General features: G+C 76.2%; 19 protein-coding genes. 5 read left to right on the top strand and 14 right to left on the bottom strand.

Annotated elements, in window-relative coordinates; genetic code table 11:
• Nucleotides 1-15: 15 nt before the first annotated feature.
• Entirely contained in the window at nucleotides 16-1,677 is a 1,662-nt protein-coding gene (locus ACLFMI_RS10800) for an asparagine synthase-related protein (RefSeq protein ID WP_410947644.1), read from the top strand.
• A 39-nt stretch (nucleotides 1,678-1,716) separates the two neighbouring features.
• On the opposite strand, the gene ACLFMI_RS10805 is transcribed toward ACLFMI_RS10800, so the two are convergent.
• From ACLFMI_RS10805 to ACLFMI_RS10815, 3 genes are all read right to left on the bottom strand, one after another.
• Nucleotides 1,717-3,630, bottom strand: a complete 1,914-nt coding sequence (locus tag ACLFMI_RS10805; RefSeq protein ID WP_410947645.1) for an LCP family protein — start codon at nucleotides 3,628-3,630, stop codon at nucleotides 1,717-1,719.
• Nucleotides 3,631-5,165: 1,535 nt separating this feature from the next.
• Nucleotides 5,166-6,173, bottom strand: a complete 1,008-nt coding sequence (locus ACLFMI_RS10810; protein ID WP_410947646.1) for a hypothetical protein — start codon at nucleotides 6,171-6,173, stop codon at nucleotides 5,166-5,168.
• 111 nt (nucleotides 6,174-6,284) lie between these two features.
• Nucleotides 6,285-7,157, bottom strand: coding sequence for a LytR/AlgR family response regulator transcription factor (locus tag ACLFMI_RS10815; protein WP_410947775.1), 873 nt, complete (start codon nucleotides 7,155-7,157; stop codon nucleotides 6,285-6,287).
• Between the two features lie 537 nt (nucleotides 7,158-7,694).
• Here ACLFMI_RS10815 and mftD point away from each other — a divergent pair.
• Nucleotides 7,695-8,912: a pre-mycofactocin synthase MftD gene (mftD, locus tag ACLFMI_RS10820; RefSeq protein WP_410947647.1), complete on the top strand. Its 1,218-nt coding sequence runs from the start codon at nucleotides 7,695-7,697 to the stop codon at nucleotides 8,910-8,912.
• A 63-nt stretch (nucleotides 8,913-8,975) separates the two neighbouring features.
• On the opposite strand, the gene ACLFMI_RS10825 is transcribed toward mftD, so the two are convergent.
• The 7 genes from ACLFMI_RS10825 to ACLFMI_RS10855 all read right to left on the bottom strand — a co-directional run bounded on the left by ACLFMI_RS10825 (nucleotide 8,976) and on the right by ACLFMI_RS10855 (nucleotide 15,028).
• On the bottom strand, nucleotides 8,976-9,428 hold the full coding sequence (locus ACLFMI_RS10825) for a DUF6194 family protein (protein WP_410947776.1): 453 nt from the start codon (nucleotides 9,426-9,428) through the stop codon (nucleotides 8,976-8,978).
• Nucleotides 9,429-9,483: 55 nt separating this feature from the next.
• On the bottom strand, nucleotides 9,484-9,840 hold the full coding sequence (locus ACLFMI_RS10830) for a MoaD/ThiS family protein (protein ID WP_410947648.1): 357 nt from the start codon (nucleotides 9,838-9,840) through the stop codon (nucleotides 9,484-9,486).
• Entirely contained in the window at nucleotides 9,837-10,949 is a 1,113-nt protein-coding gene (locus tag ACLFMI_RS10835) for a WD40/YVTN/BNR-like repeat-containing protein (RefSeq protein WP_410947649.1), read from the bottom strand. The genes ACLFMI_RS10830 and ACLFMI_RS10835 overlap by 4 nt, the downstream gene beginning before the upstream one ends.
• 79 nt (nucleotides 10,950-11,028) lie before the next feature.
• Nucleotides 11,029-11,922, bottom strand: coding sequence for an oxidoreductase (locus tag ACLFMI_RS10840; protein ID WP_410947650.1), 894 nt, complete (start codon nucleotides 11,920-11,922; stop codon nucleotides 11,029-11,031).
• Between the two features lie 74 nt (nucleotides 11,923-11,996).
• Complete coding sequence (locus ACLFMI_RS10845) at nucleotides 11,997-13,430, bottom strand: PepSY-associated TM helix domain-containing protein (protein ID WP_410947651.1); 1,434 nt, start codon at nucleotides 13,428-13,430, stop codon at nucleotides 11,997-11,999.
• On the bottom strand, nucleotides 13,427-14,188 hold the full coding sequence (locus ACLFMI_RS10850; protein ID WP_410947652.1) for a DUF5134 domain-containing protein: 762 nt from the start codon (nucleotides 14,186-14,188) through the stop codon (nucleotides 13,427-13,429). Before ACLFMI_RS10850 ends, ACLFMI_RS10845 begins: the two co-directional genes overlap by 4 nt.
• Before the next feature lie 228 nt (nucleotides 14,189-14,416).
• On the bottom strand, nucleotides 14,417-15,028 hold the full coding sequence (locus tag ACLFMI_RS10855) for a sigma-70 family RNA polymerase sigma factor (protein WP_410947653.1): 612 nt from the start codon (nucleotides 15,026-15,028) through the stop codon (nucleotides 14,417-14,419).
• Nucleotides 15,029-15,100: 72 nt separating this feature from the next.
• On the opposite strand from ACLFMI_RS10855, the gene ACLFMI_RS10860 reads away from it, so the two are divergent.
• Entirely contained in the window at nucleotides 15,101-15,766 is a 666-nt protein-coding gene (locus ACLFMI_RS10860) for a Dph6-related ATP pyrophosphatase (RefSeq protein WP_410947654.1), read from the top strand.
• Between the two features lie 103 nt (nucleotides 15,767-15,869).
• Here ACLFMI_RS10860 and ACLFMI_RS10865 read toward each other — a convergent pair whose 3' ends face one another.
• Nucleotides 15,870-17,024 carry a DegT/DnrJ/EryC1/StrS family aminotransferase gene (locus ACLFMI_RS10865; protein ID WP_410947655.1) on the bottom strand — a complete coding sequence of 385 codons (1,155 nt, stop codon included), beginning with the start codon at nucleotides 17,022-17,024 and terminating at the stop codon, nucleotides 15,870-15,872.
• A gap of 114 nt (nucleotides 17,025-17,138) precedes the next feature.
• Here ACLFMI_RS10865 and ACLFMI_RS10870 point away from each other — a divergent pair, with 114 nt between their 5' ends.
• Nucleotides 17,139-18,791: an FAD-dependent oxidoreductase gene (locus ACLFMI_RS10870; RefSeq protein ID WP_410947656.1), complete on the top strand. Its 1,653-nt coding sequence runs from the start codon at nucleotides 17,139-17,141 to the stop codon at nucleotides 18,789-18,791.
• 35 nt (nucleotides 18,792-18,826) lie between these two features.
• On the opposite strand, the gene ACLFMI_RS10875 is transcribed toward ACLFMI_RS10870, so the two are convergent.
• The 3 genes from ACLFMI_RS10875 to ACLFMI_RS10885 form a co-directional block, all read right to left on the bottom strand.
• Entirely contained in the window at nucleotides 18,827-19,963 is a 1,137-nt protein-coding gene (locus tag ACLFMI_RS10875; protein WP_410947657.1) for a sensor domain-containing diguanylate cyclase, read from the bottom strand.
• A gap of 81 nt (nucleotides 19,964-20,044) precedes the next feature.
• Complete coding sequence (locus tag ACLFMI_RS10880; protein WP_410947658.1) at nucleotides 20,045-21,487, bottom strand: MFS transporter; 1,443 nt, start codon at nucleotides 21,485-21,487, stop codon at nucleotides 20,045-20,047.
• A 16-nt stretch (nucleotides 21,488-21,503) separates the two neighbouring features.
• A complete protein-coding gene (locus tag ACLFMI_RS10885) occupies nucleotides 21,504-22,697 on the bottom strand; it encodes an aminotransferase (protein ID WP_410947659.1) in 1,194 nt (397 codons plus the stop codon).
• Between the two features lie 181 nt (nucleotides 22,698-22,878).
• On the opposite strand from ACLFMI_RS10885, the gene ACLFMI_RS10890 reads away from it, so the two are divergent.
• Entirely contained in the window at nucleotides 22,879-24,054 is a 1,176-nt protein-coding gene (locus tag ACLFMI_RS10890) for an MFS transporter (RefSeq protein WP_410947660.1), read from the top strand.
• The last annotated feature ends 6 nt before the right edge of the window (nucleotides 24,055-24,060 follow it).

The raw sequence follows: 24,060 nt of genomic DNA on the forward strand, positions 1-24,060 counted from the left end.
ACTCACACTCTGATCATGCGCAAGCAGGATGCGGACCCATCCGGACGTGCGACGATGGAGTTCATGTGCGGGATCGTCGCCGCGTTCGGCGGGACAGCGGTAGGGACACCGAAGGACACCGAGAAGTACGAGCGGATGCTCGCCAGGGTGGCGCACCGCGGGCCGGACGACACCGGCGTGGTGGTCGTGGGGAACACCTGGCTTGGCCACCAGCGACTGTCCATCATGGACGTGAGCGGCGGGCATCAGCCGATGTCCGATGCGGCCGAGACGGCCTGGATCGTCGGCAACGGCGAGATCTACAACCACGAGCGGATCTCCGCGGAGTTTCCGGACGGCACCGTCCGCACCAAGTCCGACACCGAGGCCGCGCTGCACGCGCTGATGCGCGAGGGCCAGATCGCGGTCGGTTCGCTGAACGGCATGTTCGCCGTCGCGATGGGCCGGGCCGACGGCAGCGGGCTGGTCGCCCGGGACCCGATGGGCGTCAAGCCGCTGTACTGGATCCCGGCGGCCGACCTGGCCGACGGCGGCGACGACACCGTCCCCTACACCGCGCCGGATCCGTCGACGACGGTGCTGTTCGCCAGCGAGCTGCGGGCCTTCGACCCGGAGGACCGGCCGCTGGTCGAGTCCTTCCCGCCCGGCTGCCTGTGGAGCCCGGCGTCCGGTCTGGTCCGCTACGCCGACGCCGTCCCGGTCGAGGTCCGCCCGGCGCGCCGCGCCGAGCAGCCGCGGTGGGACGAGGCCGTGCTCGACCGGGTCCGGGACGCGGTGATCGCCGCGGTGCGCCGCCGGATGATGTCCGACGTCGGGGTGGGCGTGTTCCTCTCCGGTGGCCTGGACTCCGCGCTGGTCGCGGCGATCGCGGCGCGCGAGGCCACCGCCCGCGGCGAGGTGCTGCCCACCTTCGCTGTCGGCACCGAGGGCTCCGGCGACCTGGTCGCGGCCCGCCGGGTGGCCGAGCACATCGGCTCGGACCACCACGAGATCGTCGTGAGCGCCTCCGACATCGGCGAGGCGCTGGACCACGCCGTCGAGGTGATCGAACACTTCGACCCGGCCCTGGTCCGCAGCGCGGTGCCGAACCTGCTGCTGGCCCGGGAGGCGTCGAAGAAGGTCAAGGTGGTGCTCACCGGGGAGGGTGCCGACGAGCTGTTCGCCGGCTACTCCTACATCCACGGCCCGGAGTACGCGCACCCGAGCACCCTGCACGCCGAGCTGGTCCGGTCGCTGGAGCAGCTGCACCACCTGAACCTGCAGCGTTGCGATCGGACCACGATGTACGTCGGGCTGGAGGCCCGCGAGCCGTTCCTGGACTCGGCGCTGGTGCGCACCGCGCTGGCGCTGCCCCCGGAGTGGAAGCAGTGCCCGGACGGTCGCCCGGAGAAGGCGATCCTGCGCGAGGCGTTCGAGGGCTGGCTGCCCGAGGACCTGCTGTGGCGGGGCAAGGAGCAGTTCGGCGACGGCTCCGGCGCGGGTACCGTGCTCGCCGAGCTGGCCGCCCGCAAGGCCGACGCCGCCCGGGAACGGGGGGAGACCCGGTCGGTGCCGGGCCAGCCCGTGGACAGCTGGCCGCTGCGCTCGGAGGAGGAGTTCCTCTACTACGAGATCTGGCAGGGCCACTTCGCGGGGATCCGCCCGAGCCACGTCCTCGGGGCGTTCGCCACGGCCTGAGGCCCCGCCCGACAGCGTGGGGCGCCGGAGGGGAGGGGCTCAGTCGCTCTCGCGGCGCAGCTCCGCCGCCGGGCCCAGGCCGTTGGCCGTGGTCCCCGACCCCCCGGAGAAGCCGCCCCCCGACGAGCTGCCGCCGGAGTCGGAGGTCCCGGGGGACTGGTCGACGGCCGGTGCCCCGGCCCCGCCGGTGCCCCCGCACGAGTCGGCGACCGACTGCGGTGCGGCCGAGGTGGCGGGTGGCTCGGCCCCGGCCGACGGCGACCCGGACGACTCCGACGATTCGGACGACTCGCTCGACCCCGACCCGCTCGACCCGGAGGAGTCCGGGGACGCGCTGTCCGACGGCGTCGGGGCGGCCGGCGGCGGTGCGGCGAGGGCCGGGTCCGGGGGTGGCGGCGGCTCGGCGATCGCCGACCGCACGACCTCCTGCATGTAGGGCACGTCCGGGTCGGAGGTGTCGAACGTGCCGGACGAGGTGTTCGGGTCCGGCAGCGACGGGTCGAAGGCCACGCTCTCCAGCCGGAAGCCCTCGTCGGCCAGCACGGCGAGTGCCGGCAGCACCTGCTGCGGCATGTCGGTGGCGACGTGGTCACGGGTCACCGCGGCGATCTGCTGGAACCGGGTGATCAGCTCGGTGGCGCTGGTCTCGGCGACCACGGACTGGATCAGGCACCGCTGGCGGCCCATCCGCTGGTAGTCGGTTCCGTTCCGGCGGGAGCGGGCGAACCACAGCGCGTCGGTGCCGTTGAGGGTCTGCATGCCGGGCTGGATGTAGTAGTCCGGCTTGACGTACGTGCCGCCCGCCGTGACCCCGCCGACCGGGATCGGCTCCGGGCCGACGTTCACCGTGACCCCGCCGACCGCGTCGATCATCGACGTGAACCCGGCCATGTTGACCTCGAGGTAGTAGTCCAGCGGCAGGCCGGTCATGTACGAGATCGTCGACTGGAGCAGGTTGAGTCCGGGGTCCGGGGTGGGGCCCTGCGGGGCGACCTGCGGGTTCCGCTGGCCGTAGGCGTAGACGGCGTTGAGCAGGTAGTCCCCGGACGACCCCGACGGGTCGTTGAACCCGCTCGGGAACTCCTCGGACGCCGGGCTGCCGGGCGGGAACTCGGCGCGCTGGATGTTGCGGGGCAGGCTGAACAACGTCGTCCGCCCGGACACCGTGTCGATGCTGGCCACCATCATGGTGTCGGTCCGGGTCCCGGTCCGGTCGTCCCCGGCGTCGCTGCCGAGCAGCAGCACGTTGAGCCGGGGTTTGCCCAGCGCCTCGGCCGCGGACGTCCCGCCGCCCTGGAACAGCGAGTTCAGCAGGCCGCGCTGGGAGTTCAGCAGCTCGACGCCGAACCCGAACGGGACGGCGACGGTCAGGCACATCAGGGCCGCGGTGCCGGTGCCGAGGATCCGCCGGCCCAACGGCATCCCGCGCGGGCGGGCCAGCGCGTAGGTGCGGGCGATCTGGGCGATCCAGCCGATGCCGCCGAGCACCAGCACGCCGGCGATCACCGTCAGCGTGGTGGTGGACAGCAGGTTCTGCAGCAGCGTCGAGCGCCGGGTCAGCAGCACCAGGACCGCCAGCCCGACCACGATCGCGAGCAGCGTGCCGATGATCAGTCCGCCGGTCCGGCGCCTGCGCAGCGCGAGGTGGCCGCTGCCGGGCAGCACGGTGGAGGCGGCGGTGAGGCCGAGCGCGGCGGCCAGCGACGACCGTGCGGTGTCCAGCGGGCGCTTGCGCCCTGGCGTGCCTGACCCGGCCGCCGGAGCGACCTCGGTCGGTGCCGCGGGGTGTTCCCGGCCGCCGGGCGGCCGCGGTCCCTCGCCGGGGGCGTCCGGGTCGGCCGTGCCGGGGCGTCGCGCCCCGAGCCGTCCGGTACCGGCGCCCGCCCCGGCCGGCGGCGCTCCCGCGGCGCGACCGGTCGCGGCTGCGGCGCCGGCGGCGCCCGCTCCGGCCACGGCGCCCGCTCCGGCCGCCGTTCCTGCGGCGCCCGGGCCGCCGGGTCGCGGCGGGGCGCCGGCGGGCGGGCGACCGGTGGCGGTGCGGGGGGCGTCACCCGGCTGTGCCGGCCCGGGGCCCTTACCGGAGGGATCGCCGGGTGGACGGTTCGTGCCGGCCGATGGGCGACCGGGGCCGCCGGGTCCCGCCTGCGGGTGGGCTCCCCGGGACCCTCCGGCCGGGCCCGGGCCCGCCGGGTTCGGCCGTCCGGGCCGTGTTCCGGCCGGTCCCGGCCCTGCGGCTCCCGGGCCTGCGCTGCCCGGACCGTTCGGGGCCGGGGCGCCGGGGGGAGGCCCGGTGCGCGCACGGTTCGCGGCGGCGGGCCCCTGCGTTCGCCCGGCCTGCGGCGGTCCGGCTTGCGGCGGTCCGGCTTGCGGCGGTCCGCCCTGCTGTGCTCCGGCCTGCGGTGGTCCGGCCGGCCGTGTGCCGGGTGGCACCGGCCGCCCGGGCGCGCCCGGTTCGTCGGAGGGACGGCGGGGGACGACCGGCAGCTCGCCGCTCAGGCGTGCCGCGCGGTCCCGGTCGGCCGCGGGGGCGTCCGCCTCGGCGGCCCGGTGCCGGCGCCGTTCGGCGGCGCTCTCCGGCCGCCCGGCCGTGCCGCCCGTGCTGCTCGGGCTGCGGGTGGTCGCGCCGATACCGCGCCGACCGGCGCCGATCGACCGGATGTCGGTCGGGCGGCTGTCGCTGTGCCTGCCCTGTTCCGACGCGGCCGGACGGGTGTTGCGCTGGGCCCACGCGGCGGCGCGCTCGGCATCGGCGGCGGCCTCGCGCTCGCGGCGGCGCGGCCAGACCTCGCCGGACGGGTTCGCGCCGCCTCCGGGCGGCGGCCCGCCGGGTGCACCGCCGGCCGGGTCGTCGGCCGTGCGGCCGGCGGGTGGCGGGACCGGCCGGCCGGCCGGCGGGGGACCGGCGGGCCGGCGGTCGTGCGGCGGGGGGCCGGAGGACCCGGCGTCCCGGGCCTCCGGGGCGCCCGGCGGCACGGAGCCGCTCGGGGCGGGGCCGCGCGAGGCGTGGCCTCGGGGGTCGGCCGCTCGGGGGTCGGCGGCGCGGGGGTCGGCACCGCGCGGGCCGGGCTGCCCGGAACGCCGTGCACCCGCGGCGGGGTCCTCGGGAGCGGCGCCGGGGGCGTCGTCGGGCCGGGTGCCCTCGTCGGGACGACGGCGACCACCGGCCGGGCTCCGGCGGCCCGCCGGACTGCCGGGACGTCGCGGGTCGTCGTCCGCGGGACGGGCGCCCTCTCGTGGTCGATCTCCCACCCGGGCACCCCCCTTCACTGGTCGGCACGGACGGGTACCCCGCGGTCGGTGTGCGGAACCGGCCACGGGCCTCGTGTGCCCGGCGACGGCTGCGGCGTCCGGGTGCGTCGAGGATACTTCCCGTGATCACGATCTCGGGGGCTGCCCACCCGGTACCCGCCCGGCGCCCACCCACCCGCCCGAGCGTCGGCCGTTCGGGGGAGCACGCACCGGCGAACGCACCTGGTGGCGGCGGTCGGTCACTGGTACGAGACGAACACCGGTGACGCGGGCCCGAGATCGTAGGTCTGCCGCGGGGTGAAGGTGGGCGTGTCCTCGTCGAGGAAGTTCTTCCAGCCCCACCACAGCCCGGCCGGGCCCGGCGCGGTGTGCAGCGTGTTCCAGGTCTCCAGCTTCTCCTGGGCCGAGCCGAACCCGTCGGCGTGCAGCACCGTCGCCAGCTCCGGGTGCGAGGTGACGACCGCCTGCCGATCGGTGATCATCGGGACCTGGAACTGGTGCAGCAGGAACACCTTCTGCGGCAGCCGCTCCCGCCGGACCAGGTCGGCCAGCCAGGCCGAGGCGCGGTTGATCTCGGCGGCGTCCACCGAGCCGACCTGTGTCCGGTGTCGCTGCCCGGGCTCGAGCTTCCACTCCGGGTCCAGCGCCAGTCCGACGTGCGGCTGGCGGAGCAGCTCGGTGTAGCGCCGGGCCTGCTCCAGGAAGTCGGCGCGGCCCGGCTGCAGGTCCAGCACGACGTAGACGCCCGCCTTGCGGGCCTCGTCCACCCAGGGCCGGAGGGTCTCGACCGTCGACTCGGCGGAGTAGTCGCCGTCCGGCCCGGGACCGGAGTCGGCGACCGTGGCGATGATCTCGAACGCGGGCACCACCGGCTCGCGGACCAGCGGCTGGAAGTCGGCGGCGAGGTCCTCCGCGCGGGCGATCGAGCGGGGCAGGTCCTGCTCGCCGAGCACGCCGAGACCGGGGGCGCCGGGGTGGCCGTAGAGGGCCGCCATCCGGCGGCCGGGGAAGATCTCGGTGCCGCCGCCGGGCAGTTCGGGGACCGGCGGCGCGGCCGCGGTGGCCGGTGCGTCGGCGGCCGGCGGCCCGGATGGCGGTGTCCCGGCGGTCGCCGGATCGGCGGGCGCGCCGGTGCACCCGGCGGCGAGCGCACACGCCGCGAGGAGCACGGCGAGCAGCGCGGCCGGCCGGAGGCGGCCGGGTCGACGGCGGACGGTGAGCGGACGCGGACCCCCGGGAGCAGACACTGTCACCACGTTAGGTGACGCGGCGTCCCCCGGTGTACCGGAGCGTGACCACGGCGTGTCTCTCCGCACAAGCCCGGCCCGGACGGCCGCCGGCGTGGTCGGCAGGTCTGCTCAGCGGGGCAGGATCGGCCCGTCGGGGCCGTCCTCCGGGCTCCGCGGCGGGCGCGGCGGCCGGCCGCGCAGGATCCGCTTCAGCCCGGCGGTGTGCCGGCGGCTGACCGGCAGCTCGACCGCGCTCGTTCCGGTGCCGAGCCGGACGACGTAGCCCGACCCGGACATCCGCAGCTCGGTGATCAGCGGCAGCGCCACCAGGTACGCACGGTGGATGCGGACGAACCCGGCGTCGCCCCACCGGTCCTCCAGTACCGAGACCGGGATCCGGACCAGGTGGCTGCCCTCGGTGGTGTGCAGCCGGGCGTAGTCGCCCTGCGCCTCCACGAACCGGATCGACGACCGCGGGATGAGCTTGGTGGTGCCGGCCAGCTCGACCGGGACGACCTCGTCGTCGGCGGAGGGTGCCGGCGCCGCGCCGCGGCGGACCGCGGCGCCGTCCGGGGCCGGGGCGGCGCCGTCCGGCCGGGGGCCCGGCTCGGTGCGGCGTGCGGTGCGCAACGCCACGGTCCGGTCCAGCGAGCCGGCCAGCCGCTCGGTGCGCAGCGGCTTGAGCAGGTAGTCGACGGCGCCGACCTCGTAGGCGTCCACGGCGCGGTCGTCGTGCGCGGTCACGAACACCACCTGCGGCGGGTCGGCCATCGCATTCAGCACCCGCGCGAGTTCCAGCCCGTCCAGGCCGGGCATCCGGATGTCGAGGAACACGACGTCCACCCGCGGAGTCGTGCCGTCGACCTGCGAACCGTGCAGGATGCGCAGTGCCTCGGTGGCGTCCGGTGCGGTGAGCACGTCCCCCACCCGAGGGTCCTCGCCGAGCAGGTGCGCCAGCTCGAGCAGGGCCGGCTCCTCGTCGTCCACCGCGAGGACGGTCATCGCACCGCTCGGGGTGGGTGGCGGTGGCGGTTCGGGACTGGGCGACTGCCCGGGCAGCCCGATCGGCCGGTGGTGGTTCGCGCCGTAGCCGGCGGGCGCGCCGAACCCGGGGGTGGGGCCCGGGGCGACCGGCATCGTGCCGGGAGCGGGCCCACCGCGCGCGTGGCTGTACACGGCTCCTCCTCGCCGCGGACCTCGGAGTCCGCTGACCGGTGACTGCCGGCACACCGTAGCGAGACTGCACAGCGTCACTGCCCCCCGGGCCCGGCCGCGCCGTACCACGATGCGGGGTAGGCCGGGTCGGTGGTGTCGACGACGGAGGGTGAGCGCTCGGCGTCCGGTCCGGTGGCCCGGCGGGCCGGTGCCGCGGTGGCCGGTCGCGCTCCCCGGCCGGCCGGGTGAGCGCGTCCTCGCCGTTCGGCGGGGTCCGGGTGCCCCGCATTATGGCACCGGGTGCCGAATCGCTACCGTGTCGTGAACCGCATCACGTGGCACCGTCACGGGCCACGATCGACGACCGACGGCGAAGGGGCTTCGATGGCGAGCACCAAGGACTGGTTCGAGACGGTGGCGGAGGCCCAGCGCCGCGCGCGCAGGCGCCTCCCGAAGTCGGTCTACTACGCGCTGGTCGCCGGGGCGGAGCAGGGCATCACCCTGACCGACAACGTCGCCGCCTTCGACGAGCTGGGCTTCCGCCCGCACATCGCCGACCTGCCCCAGCAGCGCGAGCAGACGACCAGCGTGCTCGGGCAGGAGATCGACTTCCCGGTCGTCATCTCGCCGACCGGCGTGCAGGCGGTCGACCCGGAGGGCGAGGTCGCGGTAGCCAGGGCGGCGGCGAGCTCGAACATCCAGAACCCGCTGAACCCGGAGCAGACGGTCTCCACCGCGATGGGGCTCTCGTCGTTCGCCTCGCGCTCGGTCGAGGACGTCTGCGCGGTCCACGACAGGGTCTTCTTCCAGGTCTACTGGGCCGGCTCGCGGGATGACGTCCTGGCCCGCGCGATGCGGGCGAAGGCCGCCGGCGCCAAGGCGCTCATCGTGACCCTGGACTGGACCTTCGCCACCCGCCGGGACTGGGGCAGCCCGCCCATCCCGGAGAAGATGGACCTCAGGGCGATGATGCAGTTCGCGCCCGAGGTCGTCACCAAGCCGCGCTACCTGCTGGACTGGGCGAGGACCGGGAAGCTCCCGGACCTGACGACGCCGAACATGGCGCCCCCCGGCACCGACGACGCACCGACCTTCTTCGGTGCCTACGGCCAGTGGTGGACCTCGCCGCTGCCGACCTGGGAAGACATCGCCTGGCTGCGCGAGCAGTGGGGCGGCCCGTTCATGGTCAAGGGGATCATGCACCCGGACGACGCCCGCCGGGCCGTCGACGCCGGTGCCAGTGCGGTCTCGGTGTCCAACCACGGCGGCAACAACCTGGACGGCACACCGGCATCGATCCGGGCGCTGCCGGCGATCGCGGACGCCGTCGGCGACCAGATCGAGGTGCTGCAGGACGGCGGCGTGCGCCGCGGCGCCGACGTCGTCAAGGCGCTCTCGCTGGGCGCCCGGGCCTGCCTGATCGGCCGGGCCTACCTGTGGGGGATGGCCGCGCAGGGCGAGCGGGGCGTCAGCAACGTGCTGTCGATCATGTACAAGGGCATCGACGAGGCGCTTCTCGGGCTGGGCAAGGCGTCCATCCACGAGCTGTCCCGGGACGATCTGATCATCCCGGAGAGCTTCGCCAGGAGCTCGAAACCCTGAACCGGTGAGCGGGACGTCACGGCTCCCGGGCCTGGTCGAACAGCCGTGACGTCCCGCTCGCGGCTACTCCGACGCCTCGGTCCGACGTCGGGCGGCGTTGTCGTGCTTGCGGACCGCGAAGTCGTGAGCCTCGGCCAGCAGCGTCTCGACGGTCGTCCGGCAACGGTCGGGGTTGAGCACGCACACCCAGCCGTAGCCGGCGTAGACCGGGTGCGGCATCACGACGTCGGCCTCGGTGAAGTCCGGGGCGACCACCTCGTCGGTGAGCTCGCGGAACCGCCGGCGCGGACGGCCGATGTTCAGCCGGTACACACCGGGTCGGGTCAGGTCGGATGCGGAGTCGTGGGCATCGGACCGTACGAGGGTCGCCCAGCCCTGCCGGGGGCGCTGCTCGTAGTCCCCGGCAGGGTCGTGGATCGCGAAGAAGTCCCCGCCGAACTCGATCATTCTGGTGCCGGGAAAGGTGGCGGGCATCGCCCGAACGTCATCGAAGTCCATCCCGCCGACAGAGCACATTTCCAAGATCGCTCGTCCGTGTCAAGTGGCGCATGTCACCTGGCACGGTGGCCGCTCAGCCGCCCGCCATCGCGCCGACGACCAGCAGCGGCTCCGCGCCCCGGGCGACCGGATCCGGCAGCACCGTCGCCGGGGGATCGTGCGAGAGGTCCTCCTCGCAGGCGAAGTAGCGCACGAACGCGCGTCGGCGACCGGTCTCGCGGTCCCGGAGGGCGCCGCGCAGCTCCGGATGGCGGGCCTCCAGCGCGTCCAGCACCTCCCCGAGCGTGACCGGCGCCGCCGGGACCGCCAGCCGGACCTCGCCGTTCACCCGGGCCAGCCGGCGCAGCTGGGCCGGCAGCACCACCCGCACGGCGGTGCCCTCCGGCTCCGACCCGGGCACCGGCCCGGTCCCCGATCCGGTGCCGGTCACAGCGTCTGCACCTCCACCGAGAGCACCGCGGGCAGGTCCCGGACGATCGGCTCCCAGGTGTCGCCCTCGTCGGCGGACCCGTAGACCTGCCCACCGGTCGTGCCCAGGTAGAGCCCGCAGCGCTCCATCGCGTCCACCGCCATGGCGTCCCGCAGCACGTCGACGTAGCAGTGCTGCTGCGGCAGCCCGGTGCTCAGCGGCTCCCACCCCTCGCCGCCGGTACGGCTGCGGTAGACGCGCAGCCGTCCGTCCGGCGGGAAGTGCTCGGTGTCGCTGGTGATCGGAACGACGTAGACGGTGTCCGGGTCGTGCGCGTGCACGTCCACCACGAACCCGAAGTCGCTCGGCAGGCCCTCGCCGATGTCGTACCAGGAGCTGCCGCCGTCGTCGCTGCGCATCACGTCCCAGTGCTTCTGCATGTAGACCGTGTCCGGCCGGGCCGGGTGCCGGGCCAGCTTGTGCACGCAGTGCCCGACCTCGGCGTCCGGGTCCGGGATGCCCTCGCTGAGCAGGCCCTTGTTGGCGGCCTTCCAGCTCGCGCCCCCGTCGGCGGTGCGGAACACCCCGGCCGCGGAGATCGCGACCAGCAGGGCGTCGTCGTCGCGCGGGTCGGGGACGATCGTGTGCAGGCACATCCCGCCCGCGCCCGGCTGCCAGTGCGGCCCCGAGCCGTGCTCGCGCAGCCCGGCGATCTCCGACCAGGTCGCGCCGCCGTCGGCGGACCGGAACAGGGCGGCGTCCTCGACCCCGGCGAGCAGGCCGTCCGGGTCGGTCGCGGACGGCTGCAGCTGCCAGACCCGGGTGAACTCCCACGGGTGCGGGGTGCCGTCGTACCACTGGTGCGTGCCCGGGACTCCGGCGTAGCTGAACTCGTTGCCGACGGGTGCCCAGCTGCGCCCGCCGTCGTCGGAGCGCTGCACCTGCTGGCCGAACCAGCCCAGCGACAGCGCTGCCCACAGCCGGTCCGGGTCGGCGGGGGAACCCGCCACGTGGTAGGCCTCCCAGCCGCCGAACAGCGGTCCCGTCACCTCCCAGTCCCGGCGGTGGCCGTCCGACGACAGCACGAACGCGCCCTTGCGCGTCCCGACCAGTACCCGCACTCCGGACATGTGCCCTCCCTCACTCGGTGCTCGGGAGGGACGACCGGTCCGGGCGGCGGAACTCATCGCTCGCGTTCCGGCGGGATTTCTACAGCGGGAACGCGACCCGGGTGAGCTCCTCGGCGCGCTCCCAGAGCGCCTGCTGCATCCGGCGGTCGTGCGAGGCCGCCGTCGACCCCACCGGGCGCGGGTTGCCGCGGGCCTCGCCGATCCCGTCCGGGCCGATGTGGCTGCCGCCGGGCAGGTCCGGCACGGTCGCCGCGTACAGCGACGGCAGCGCCCCGGCCTCGCCGGACTGCGCCACCACCCGGTTCAGCACGCTCATCACCGCGTCCTGGAACGACTCGGTCCGGGACTGCAGGTTCGTCGCCGCGTACCCGGGGTGCGCGGCCATCGACCGCAACGTCGAGCCGGCCGCGACGAACCGGTGCTGGAGCTCGTAGGCGAACATCAGGCAGGCCAGCTTGGACTGGCCGTAGGCCGACCAGCGCTCGTAGCGGCCGGACTCCCGGTTGAGGTCGTCGAGCCGGATCCGGCCCATCCGGTGCGCGACGCTGGACAGCGTGACCACCCGGTCGGTGATCCGGTCCAGCAGCAGCCCGGTGAGCGCGAAGTGCCCCAGGAAGTTCACCCCGAGCTGGGTCTCGAAGCCGTCGGCGGTGCGGCCCTGCGGGACCGCCATCAGGCCGGCATTGTTGATCAGCACGTCGATCGGGCCCTCGACGCCGGCGGCGAACTCGCGCACCGACGTCAGGTCGGCCAGGTCGAGCCGGTGCGCGGTGGCCGCGCCGCCCAGCTCGGCGGCGACCGCCGCACCCCGGTCGGTGTCCCGCACGGCCAGCAGGACCCGGGCGCCGGCGTGCACCAGCGCCCGGCTGGTCTCCAGGCCGAGCCCGCTGGTCGCGCCGGTCACCACCACCGTGCGGCCGTGCTGCGGCGGGATGTCGGCGGTCGTCCAGGGGGCGGGTGCGGACCAGAACACGGGGAGCTCCATTCGCGGGGTCGGGGTACTCGGGCCCGGGGTACCCACCCGGGCGCCGAAGTGTGCGGACCGGCTCAGCCGTCCCCCGTCCGGTGCCCTCCGGCGGCCGGGCACCGGGCCGCCGACCGCCCGGCCAGGACGGCATCGAGCACCAGGAACGCGATCAGCGAGACGCCGAGCACGGGCAGCACCAGCCCGGCGAGCAGGCCGGCCGCACCGAGCACGGCGACCGCCGCCGGCGACGGCCGCTCCGGGGAACCCGGCGGCCCGGCCGGGCCCGGCCCGGGCAGGCGCGATCCCGGGAGGCGGGGCCGGCGCAGCCACCACATCCGGTACCCCCAGACGACCAGCACGATCACCGCGGACGCCAGCGCGGCCAGCGCGATCTGGTTGGCGACGCCGAACAGCAACCCCATGTGCGCGTCGATCCCCCAGCGGGCGAGCTTCGCCGCGACCGGCCAGTCGGCGAACGCCAGCCGGTCGGTGATCTCGCCGGTGCCCGGCGCGACCGCCACCGCGTCCTGCTGGGAGGGCCACGACCGGACCGTCTGCTGCACCCGCCACGCCTCGCCCGGGTCCCCGGGGACGATCTCCACCGGGCCGCCGACGCCGTCCGCGCGGGCCGCGTCGAGGACCCGCTGGGCGGCCGCGGGCACGTCCGCGGCCGGGAGTGGCGCTGCACCGGTCGCCGGAAGGCCGGCCGCCGGACCGGCGGCGGGCAGCGTGGAGCTCACCGACGGCGTCGTCCAGTCGAGCGCCTCGCGCAGCGCCGTCACGTTCGCCCCGGCGAACTGCGACCAGGTCAGGCCGGTCGCGGCCAGGAAGAACAGGCCGATCGAGGCCCAGATCCCGACCGCGCCGTGCCAGGACCGCAACCGCGCCCGCGGGGACCCGCCGCGCTGCGGCAGCAGCGCCCGCCGGCCCCGGACCCGCCGGGTCAGCGCCACGACCAGTCCGGACGCGGCCAGCACCGCCAGCCAGGACGCGGCCAGCTCGGTGTAAACCCGCCCGGCGTCGCCGAGCAGCAGCGAGCGGTGCAGGTTGTCGAGCACCCCGCGGACCGGGAGCCACTCGGCGTAGGTGTCCTCGGTGGCGGCGATCCGGGTCGTGTACGGGTCGACGAACACGGTGCGGGCGTAACTCTCCGGCAGGCCCGCGTCGAACGAGACCCGGGTGGTCGCCCCGGGCCCGCCGGACGGCCGGACCTCGGTGACCGGCAGCCCGGGCTGGGTGGCCGCGGCCGCGTCCACCTGCGCCGACAGCGGCCGCTCGGGTCCGGACACCGGCGCGGTGAGCGCGCCGGAGTGCACCCAGCGCTCCAGCTGCGGGGCCACCGTGTACAGCAGCCCCGTCACGGCCGCGACCAGCAGGAACGGGCCGACCAGCAGGCCGGCGTAGAAGTGGATGCGCAGGATCAGCGGGCGGAGCCCGCGCCAGCGACCGGGCGGTGCCGCCGGTGCCGTGCCTGCGGGGTCGCCGCCGTCCCGGAGCTGCGGGCCGGCGCTCACCAGCCCGCCACCATCGCCGCGAGCATCACGACCATGCCGATGCTCATCAGCGCGTGGCAGCCGGCGTCGGTGCGGGCACCGAGCCGGCCGACCGGCCCGACCGCGGCCCGCTCGGCGACGGCGGTGGTCGCGGCGGCCGCGGCGCCGGTCGGATCGTCGTCGCCCCTGCCGCGGAGCGGAACCCCGGGGACGTCCTCGTCGAACTCGTGCCCGCGGGTGCCGGACGCGAGCGCCCGCGCCGCCCAGAACCCGGCGGTGACCAGCAGCACGACGCACAGCAGCACGGTGACCGTCACCGCCCAGCCCGCCGGGCCGGCGTGCGCGGTCGACGCGGCGCCGGCGCCACCGGAGTGCCCGCCGTGGCCCTCGTGCCCGCCGCCCCCGGAGGCGGTCACCGGCGCCGCCATGATCAGCGGCATGGCCGCAAGCATCCACACCATGGCCGCGGCCATCAGCGCGTGTGCGGACCCGCCGGCGCAGCCGTGCACCCGCCGGTGGTGCCGGCGCACGGCGTCCGCGGCGAACCAGACGGCGAAGCCGCCGAACAGCACGATCTGCACCCACAGCCCGGCGCTGCCGTACCAGATCCAGGTCATGACCAGCATCGCCGCGCTCATCAGCAGGTGCGCCAGCTCGGCGAGCCGCCGGCCCGGGGACAGCGCCGCCGCCACCGCGGACGACCAGCGCAGCAGCGCGTAGCCACCGGTCACCGCGAACAGGGCGGTCAGGCCGAGCGCCAGTGGCAGGGACGAGATCACGGGACCTCCCGGTGCGGCGGCGGGCACGCGCGACGTTCGTTCGGCACGTCGCAGTGGTCGCCCGGATGCCCGGACCGGTTCCCGGGTGCGATCCCGGTCACTCCGACGGTGCCGGAGGGTCCGGCTCGGAGCGCCCGGCACGGCGCAGGCGCGGATCAGTCCGGGGGACGCTTCGTTGACCATGGAAATCGTCGATGCTCGGGTCGTCCGGGCCTCGATCGCCGTCGCTCAGGTGCCGCCGCGGCGCCGGGCCCGGCCGTGCCCGGCGTCCCCGGCCGTGCCCGGGCGGTCGGCGTCCAGGGCCCGGACCAGGTCCTCGCGGGCCCGGGCGACCCGGGACCGGATGGTGCCGACCGGGCAACCGCAGACCTCGGCCGCCTCGGCGTAGCCCAGATCGAGCAGCTGGGTGAGCACGAACGCCTCCCGCCGGTCCGCGGCCAGGGCGTCGACCAGGGTGCGCAGCAGCACCGCCTCCTGGGCTCCGCCGCGCGGCACCATCCGCTCCAGGGCGTCCTGGGTGTCCGCGCCGAGGTCCCGGGTCCGCGGCCGGCGCACGGCGGTGCGCACCGCGTCCGCGGCGACCCGGCGGGCCACCGACAGCAGCCAGGTGCGCGCGCTGGAACGGCCCTCGAACGACGCCAGCGTGCGCAGCGCCCGCAGGTAGGTCTCCTGGGCGAGGTCCTCGGCCTCGGACGGGCCGGACAGGTGTACCAGGAACCGGTGCACGTCGGCCTGCGTCGCGCGCACGAACGACGCCAGAGCGGCCCGGTCGCCGGCCCCGGCGGCCAGCGCCCAGGACGTCACATCGGCGTCGGGGACGCGGGCGGGGCGGTCGGGCACGACCTCACGGTAGCGGGCGGGCCCCCGGCTGCGGAGCGCCGCCACCGCCGGATCCGGGCTACCGTCGCGGCCGTGGTCGACGCCCTCGTGAGCTGGTCCGGTGGCAAGGACGCGGCGACCGCGCTCGCTGCGGCACGGGCGTCGGGCGTCCGGGTGACCGGCCTGCTCAGCACGGTCGCCGAGCGCGCCGACGGCACCGGCGTCGAGGTCCCCGTGCACGGCGTCCCGCTGGCGGTGCTCGCGGCCCAGGCCGACGCGCTCGGCGTGGACCTTCACCCGGTGGTCCTGCCGCGGGGCTGTCCGGACCCGGTCTACCGGGAGCGGCTGGGCACCGCGCTGCCGGGCGCCCGGGACGCCGGGGTGACCGCGCTGGTACACGGCGACGTCGCGCTCGCCGACGTCCGGGCGTTCCGCGAGTCGGTGCTCGAGGGCACGGGCGTCGCCGGGCTGTTCCCGCTGTGGGGCGCGGACACCGCCGCGCTGGCCCGCCGGATCGTCGACGGCGGCCTGCGTGCCCGGGTCGCCGCGGTGGACCCGGCCCGGGTCCCGGCCGCGCTGGCCGGCCGCCCGTTCGACGACGCCCTGCTCGCCGCGCTGCCGGCCGGCACCGACCCGTGCGGGGAGAACGGCGAGTTCCACACCGTCGTCACCGACGGGCCCGGCTTCGCCCGGCCGGTCCCGCTGGCCGTGACCGGCACCGTGACCCGGGACGGCCACGTCCAGGCGGTGTACGGCTGAGCCGGTGTCGGCCGAGCAGGTGTCGGCCGAGCAGCCGGACGGCCGGGGAGCCGTACGCCGGGCAGCCGTACGGCCGGGCGGTTCTACGGCCGGGCCCCGGCCGTCAGGCGGCGATCCGGCGGGCCAGCGCCCGGAACGCCGGCGTCGGCAGCTCGGGGGCCAGGTCGACCGCGCAGGTCCGGGCGAGGACCTCCAGGGTCCGCGGGCAGGCCGTCGGGCCGTGGTCGATCTCGGCGTCCACCGCGGCGTACGGGTCCAGCGCCGGGTGCACCGGGTTGCGGGCCTGCAGCGACCGCCAGTTGGTGTAGACGTGCCGGCCGGTGTCGATCAGCCGGTGCACCCCGCGGCCGGTCCCGAACTCGACGGCCGCGGGCTCGGCGTCGAAGCTCACGGCCAGGCCCGCGGCGGCCGGTGGGTCGTGGTGCGGCACCGGGGCCAGGTCCCGCCCGACCCGTCCGGCGAGCGCCTCCAGCACGACGGCGCGGTGCCGGCGGCGGCGCGCCAGCTGCGTGTCCAGCGCGGCCAGCTGCGGGCGCAGCACGGCCGCGGAGAGCTCCGGCATCCGCAGGTTGACCCCGACGATGAGGTCGGCGTCCGAGCTTGCGAAGCCGGAGCGGGAGTAGCTGCCGACGTCGTGGTACATCGACGCCCGCTCGAACAGCGCGGAGTCGTCGGTCAGCACCGCGCCGCCCTCACCGGCGCGGATGTTCTTGTGCTGGTTGAAGCTGAAACAGCCGGCGTGGCCGATCGAGCCGACCCGGCGCCCGCGATACGTCACCCCGACGGCCTGGCAGGCGTCCTCGATCACGACGAGGCCGTGGTCGGCCGCCACCTCCATGATCGCGTCCATGTCCGCGACATGGTTGAGCATGTGCACCGGGATAACCGCCCGGCTGCGTGGGGTGAGCCGTTCCTTCAGGTCGGCCGGGTCCATGGTCAGCGAGGAGTCGATCTCCACCAGCACCGGCACCGCGCCGACCGCCAGCGCCGCCGCGGCCGTCGACACCCAGGTGTGGGCGGGCACCAGCACCTCGTCGCCCGGGCCGACCCCGGCCCCGACGAGTGCGGCCACCAGCGCGCTGGTCCCGCTGTTCACGGCCAGCGCGTGCCGGGTCCCGACGACGTCGCCGAGCTCCTGCTCGAACCGCGCGACCTCGGAGCGCGAACCCCCGGTGAACCGGCCGAGCTCGCCCCGTCCGAGCACCCGCACGGTCGCGGCCATACCCCGCGCGGTCGTGGCCATCGCGGCGAGCCCCATACTTGTCTCCCTCCGACCGTCGAACCGGTCACCGAGTACGAACGACAACAAGCTGCCGATAACGGCAGAACCGGACATGACGGTACGCACCGACGTCAGGAAGGGCCGATCCGCATGCTCATCGACTCCCGGCGGGCCCTGCCAGGGTCCTGGTTCGAGACCGAGGTGTGCGTGATCGGCAGCGGCCCGGCCGGCGCCGCCGCGGCCGCCGAGCTGGCCGACCGCGGGGTGCGGGTCGTGGTGCTGGAGGGCGGTGGGCCCGGGCTGCAGCGCACCGCCCGCGACACCTACCGCGGGGTGCGCGGGGGCGGCGCGCACGACCCGGTGGACGCCGTCCGGCAGAAGCGGCTGGGTGGCACCAGTCTGGTCTGGGGCGGGCGGTGCGCCCCGCTCGACGACGTCGACTTCGCCGACCGCGAGTGGCTGCCCGGCAGCGCCTGGCCGATCCCGCACGACGAGCTGCGGTCCTGGTACCCGGTCGCCCAGCGGCACCTCGACGCCGGCGCCTGCGAGTACTCGGCCGCCGCTTCCGGGTTCCCGCCGGTGCCGCCGGGGGTCTCCAGCGAGGTGCTGCGGTGGGACGACCTGTGGCGGTGGAGCCCGCCGACGTCGTTCGCGCCGCGGGTGCAGCAGATGGCCAGGGCCGGGCGGATCCGGCTGTTCCTGCACGCGTCGGTGACCCGGCTGGAGCGCGACCCGCTCTCCGGCGCGGCGACCGAGGCCGTCGTCGTCCCGCGGCCGGGCCTGGAGGTGCGGGTCCGGGCGCGGCACTTCGTGCTCGCCGCGGGCGGTCTGGAGTCCACCCGGATCCTGCTCGCCTCGGACGGCTACGGCGGCACCGGACTCGGCTCGGGCATCGGCGACGAGTACGGCCAGGTCGGCCGGCACTACATGACCCACCCGGTCGGCGAGGTCGGCCGGATCCGGCTCACCCCGGCCGGTCGGGCGCTGGGGCTGGGCTACCTGCCCACCGACGACGGGGTCTACGCCCGCCGGATGCTGGCGCTGAGCCCCCGGACCCAGGCCGCGCACCGGCTCGGGAACCTCAAGTCGGCGCTGTGGTTCGCCGATCCCAAGGACCCGGACCACGGCGACGCGCTGCTGTCCACGTTCGCCCTGACCTACTGGGGGCTGGGCAAGCTGCGCACCGGCTTCAAGGCCGCCGGCACGCACGCCCACTACTCGCACACCGCCGGCATCGGCCGGCACGTCCGTAACGTCGCAGGCGACCCGCTGCGGGTGGCCCGGTTCGCCCGCGGCTGGGCCCGGCCGCGGGTGACCGGGGAGCGGCGGGTGCCGTCGTTCATGCCGCTGGACAGCGAGCACACCCGGCTGCGGTTCGATGCAGAGCAGACCCCGGACCCGAACAACCGGGTCACCCTGGACCGCGAGCGGGACGCGCTGGGCCAGCTCCGGCTGCGGGTGGACTACCGGGTGTCGGCCTCCGACCGGGACGCCATCGCGACCTCGCTGACGCTGATCGGCAAGGAGCTGGAGCGAGCCGGCCTGGCGCAGGTGGACCTGTCCGACGTCGAGCGGGTGCACGAGATGGACATGGGCGACGGGACCCACCAGATGGGCCTCCTGCGGATGTCGGACTCGCCGCGCACCGGCGTCGTCGATCCGGACTGCCGGGTGCACGGCACGCCGAACGTGCACGTCGCCTCCAGCGCGGCGTTCCCGTCCGCCGGGGCGGTCGGTCCGACGCTCGCCCTGGTCGCCCTGGCCTGCCGGACCGCGGACCTGATCACGCACGAGGCCGGCTGAGCCCCGTCCGGGCCGCCCCGCAGGGCGGGGCCCGCTCAGGTGCGCAGCAGCGTGACCGCGCGACCGGCGGTGACGGCGTCGTCCAGGGCCGCCCACAGCGCGTCCAGCGGGAACGGCCGGAGCCGGGTCCGGGTGATCACCGCGGTGCACGGCGTCGGGACGAACGGGTAGCCACCGGACAGCTCGGCGACGGCCTCGGACAGCCGCTGCGCGGCGGTGGCCAGCGCCGCGACGTCGAGCCCGGGCAGCACCAGCAGGAACTCCTCGCGACCGACCCGCACCGCCCGCCCGGCCGCGCCGACGTGCCTGCCGAGCAACCGGGCGACCGACTGCAGCACCGCGGTCTCGGCCCGGTAGCCGTGCCGGCCCTGCACCAGGCCGAGCTCCTGCACCCGCAGCAGCACCAGCCCGACCGGCAGCGTCCCGGTGACCGACCCGGCCGTCCAGCGCTCCAGGAACGCCCGGGTGGGCAGGCCGCTGCGCGGGTCGCGCTCGGCGCCGGGCTCGAGCTCGGAGAGCCGGTTCAGCGTGTCGTCGGCCCGCCGGCGTTCCGCGGAGACCTGCCGGGCGAGCCGGTCCGCGGCGGCGTCGTGCCGGCCGTCGGTGGCGGTGCCGGGCACCGGCACGACCCGGGAGAGCACCTCGTCCAGGGCGCCGGTGCGCTGCGAGCCGAGCCGGGGGCCGAGCTCGTGGCGCAGCCGCAGCAGCTCGGCGTGCGCGTCGCCGTGCCGGAACGACCAGTGCGCCGCGAACAGCCGTCCGCGTTCCAAGGACCGGGCGGAGCCGTCGACGGCCTCCAGGTCACGGCCGACGACGGTCGCCCCGGACCGCGGGGTGAGCACCGTGACGCTCCACTCCCGGGACAGCGGCTCGTGCTCGGCCAGCGGGACGCAGCCCAGCCCGGCCGGCAGCCCGGCGGGCGGCGCGCCGGCGAGCGCGATCAGCGCACCCTCGCCGGCGGTGGCGGCGATCCGGGCCCAGGCGTCCTGGTGCGCGGCGAAGTACGGGGCCCGCTGGAACAGCGCGACGGCCGCGACCGTCCGGTCCCCGGACGCGGCCAGCGCGAACTCCTCGACGGCGTTGGCGAGCGCGAGCAGCACCGGCGTGGTGACCGTCCGTGACGGGGGAGGGGGGCCGTCGGGTGCGGGGGCCGGGCCCTGCTCACCACGCATCTCACCACTCCGGTGCGGCGAACGTCCGGGCCGCACACTGATTGTGCACGACCGGGATGCGGGCCGGCCCGTGGGCGATCGTTACGCCGGACCTCGCGCGGTGCAGATCCCGCCGCCCCGCAGCAGGACGCCGGACAGCAGCGCGCCGAGCACGAGCAGGCCGGCCGCGATCGTCATCGCGGTGCTGAACCCGGACCCGAACGACGCCGGGTCGGGCGGCCCGTCACCGCGGATCCCGGCCACCGCCGGGACGGTCGCCACCGCCAGCAGGCCGGCGGCCCGGGCGATCGCGTTGTTCACCCCGGACGCGACGCCGGCGTGCCGGTCCGGGGCGGCGTCCAGCACGGCGGTGGTCAGCGGCGCGACCGCCGCGGCCAGGCCCAGCCCGACCAGCGCCGTCGACGGGAGGACCGCGAACAGGTACGACGAGCCGGCGCCGAGCCGGGAGACCAGCAGCGCCCCGGCCGCGGCCAGCAGCAGGCCGAGGGTGACCGGCGGAGCCGGGCCGGTGCGGGTGGCCAGCCGGCCGCTGCGGGCCGAGAGCAACATCATCAGCACGGTCACCGGCAGCGTCGCCGTCCCGGCCAGCAGCGCCGAGAACCCGGCCACGACCTGCAGCTGCACCGCGATCAGCACGAACAGCAGGGAGAGCGCGGCGTAGACCGCCACGGTGACCAGGTTCGCCCCGGTGAACCGCCGCCCGGCCGCCGGCGACCCGCCGGGTCCGGCGCCGGTGAACAGCGCGGGCGGCACCAGCGGGACCTCGCTGCGGCGCTCGACCAGGGCGAACGCCACCAGTGCCGCGATCCCGGCGAGCCCGGTGGCGAGCACGCCGAGTCCCGGGGACCGGGTGCCGGCCTCGGTACCGGCCCAGGTCAGCGCGGCGAGACCGGCGACCGCGAGCAGGCTGCCGGGGACGTCCGGCCGGCGCGGCGCGTCCGGGTCGCGGGACTCCGGCACGTGCCGCAGCGCGACCGTGACGACCACCGCGGCCAGCGGCAGGTTGATCAGGAACACCGCCCGCCAGGACCACTCGACCAGCGTCCCGCCGACGAACGGGCCGAGCGCCCCGGCGACCCCGCCGAGCCCGGACCACAGACCGATCGCCGCCGCCCGGTCCGGCCCGCGGAACGACGCCGAGATCAGCGCCAGGCTCCCCGGGGTGAGCAGCGCGCCGCCGACGCCCTGCAGCGCCCGCGCCACCGCGAGCAGCTCGACGGTCGGTGCCAGCGCGCACAGCAGGGAGGCGGTCGCGAACCAGGCGGCGCCGGTCACGAAGATCCGGCGACGGCCGAACCGGTCGCCCAGCGAGCCGCCGAGCAGGATCAGCCCGGCGAGGGTGAGCGTGTACCCGTTCACCGTCCACTGCAGACCGGCGAACCCGGCACCGAGGTCCTCGGCGATCGCGGGCAGGGCGATGGCGACGACGGTGTTGTCGAGCATCGCCATCCCCGAGCCGAGGATGCAGGCGAGCAGCACCCACCGACCGGCGGCGGTTCCGGTGCGCAGGCCGGTGTCGGTCACGGTGCGGGCATCTCCCTCACCGCCCGGCCGCGGCCAGCCGGGTGGCGAGCAGGTCGGCGGCACCGGCGTCGACCCGGCCGACGCTGACCCGCAACATCCGGCGGTCGTCGGGCAGAAACGCGGTCCCCGGGATGACCAGGGTGTCGTGGGTCAGCACCAGGTCGCGCACGACGTCACCGGTGGGCCGGTCGTCGAAGGGATGGCGGACCCAGGCGAAGAACCCGCCGAGCGCGACCGCCTCGAACCCGCCGGGGCGGGTCGCGAGGGCCGCGCCGAGGTGGGCGCGGCGCTGCGCGATCTCGGCGACCCGCTCGGCCCGCCAGTCCCCGGCCCGGGTGAGACCGGCCCAGGCGGCCTCCTGGCCGATCCGCGGCGCGCAGATCGCGACGCAGTCCATCAGCTTGAGTACCTCGCGGGTCAGTGCCGGGGCGCCGACGACGGCCCCGACCCGGTAGCCGGGGATCGCGAGGTCCTTGGCGAACGAGTGCAGGCTGACCAGCGTGTCCCGCCAGTTCGGGTCGGCGAACAGCGGGTGCGGGGGAGTCCCGGCGGTGCCCGCGTCCCGGAACGAGCGGTAGGTCTCGTCGACGACCAGGGCGAGGTCGTGCCGGCGGGCGAGCGCGGCGAACTCGGCGATCTCCGCGGGCGGGATCGTCACCCCGGTCGGGTTGCCGGGGGTGATCAGCACGATGGCCCGGGTGCGCGGGGTGATCAGGGCCTCGGCGTCGGCGGCCCGCGAGACGAGGCCGGCGTCCGGCTCCAGGTACACGGGACGGACGTCGTGCATCCGCAGCCACATGTCGTGGTTGAAGTAGTAGGGCAGCGGCATGATCATCTCGTCGCCGGGGTCGGCGAGGGCCGAGGCGACCACCCCGAACGCCTGGTTGCAGCCCGCGGTGACCACGACATCCTCCGGGGTGACGCCGTCCGGGGTGACCCCGCCGGCGTACTCGCGGGACAGCTCGTCGGCGATCGCCCGGCGCAGCGGCGGGAGGCCGGGCACCGGGGTGTAGCCGGCACCGTCCGGATCCCGCGCGACCTCGACGACGTGCTCGACGACCTCGGGGGCCGGCGGGTACGGGGGCGCGGCCTGGGAGAGGTCGAGCAGCGGGCGGCCGGCCCGCCCGGCGTCGTCCCGCAGCGCGAGCAGTGCCTGGGCGGCGCCGATCGGGGAGTCGATGCCGGCGGCGGTCGTGGGATCGAGTCGCACCGGCGGGAACCCCCTCGCGTCGGATGTGCGGACCGGGCGCGGCCGTCGCCGGGCACCGGCGGGACGTGCCCCGAGCCCGGCGCAGGCCCGGGGCAGTGTAGCGACGGCGGTGACCGGTCTCCGGAACCCGATCGGGCCCCGGGCCCGCCCCGGGGTGAGACTGGCCCGGGGGTGATCGGGAGTGGGGTTCCGCCGTCGGGTCCTGCTGGTGCTGTGCCTGACCGAGATCACCAGCTGGGGCGTCCTGTACTACGCCTTCCCGGTGCTGGCCCCGGCGATCGCCGACGACACCGGCTGGTCGGTGAGCGCGGTGACCGCGGCGTTCTCGGCGGGCCTGGGGATCTCGGCGCTGGCCGGGATCGTCGTCGGCCGGCTGATCGACCGGCACGGCCCGCGCTGGGTGATGACGGCCGGCTCGCTGCTCGGGGTGCCCGCGGTCGTCGCGATCTCCTACGCCGGGTCCTGGCCGTGGTTCCTGGCCGCGTGGCTGCTCGCCGGGCTGGCCCAGTCGGCGACGCTGTACCCGCCCGCGTTCGCGGCGCTGACCCGCTGGTGGGGTTCGGACCGGGTGCGCGCGCTGACCGGGCTGACCCTGGTCGCGGGCCTGGCCAGCACGGTGTTCGCGCCGCTGACGGCGGCCCTGCTGGAACCGTTCGGCTGGCGGGGCACCTACCTCGTGCTGGCCGCGGTACTCGCGGTCGTGACCGTGCCCGCGCACCTGTTCGGGCTGCGCGGGCCGTGGCCGGAGGCGCCCGAGCCGCCTGCGGACGCCGATCCCGGCGTGATCGCGCGCAGCCCGGTGTTCCTGCTGACGACGGCGGCGGTGTTCCTCGGCGCCTTCACCGCGTTCGCGGTGGCGGTGAACCAGGTGCCGCTGCTGATCGAGCGCGGCCTGGATGTCGGGACGGCGGCCTGGGCGCTGGGCCTCGGCGGGGTCGGGCAGGTGCTCGGCCGGGCGTTCTACACCCGGGTGGTGGGCCGGCTCGGCGTCCGGGTGCGGGCGGTCGCGGTGCTCGGCGCGCTGGGCGTGACGACCGCGCTGCTCGCCGTGCTGCCCGGGCCGTGGTGGCTGCTGGTGGCGGCCGCGATGCTGGCCGGGGCGGCCCGCGGGATCACCACGCTGCTGCAGGCCACGGCGGTCTCGGACCGGTGGCCGTCGCGGTACTACGGCCGGTTGAACGGCCTGCTGTCCGCCCCGGCGATGGTCGCCGTCGCGGTGTCGCCGTGGGCGGGCGCGGCGCTGGCCGGGGTGCTCGGCGGCTACCCCGTGGTGTTCGGGATCCTCGCCGGCGCCGCGACCCTGGGCGCGGTGCTCGCCCTGGGCAGCCGGCCGCGCGAGCTGTCGGAGCCGGACTGACCACCG

Origin of the sequence: Pseudonocardia nantongensis (assembly GCF_046546495.1) — a bacterium.
Taxonomy (GTDB): domain Bacteria; phylum Actinomycetota; class Actinomycetes; order Mycobacteriales; family Pseudonocardiaceae; genus Pseudonocardia; species Pseudonocardia nantongensis.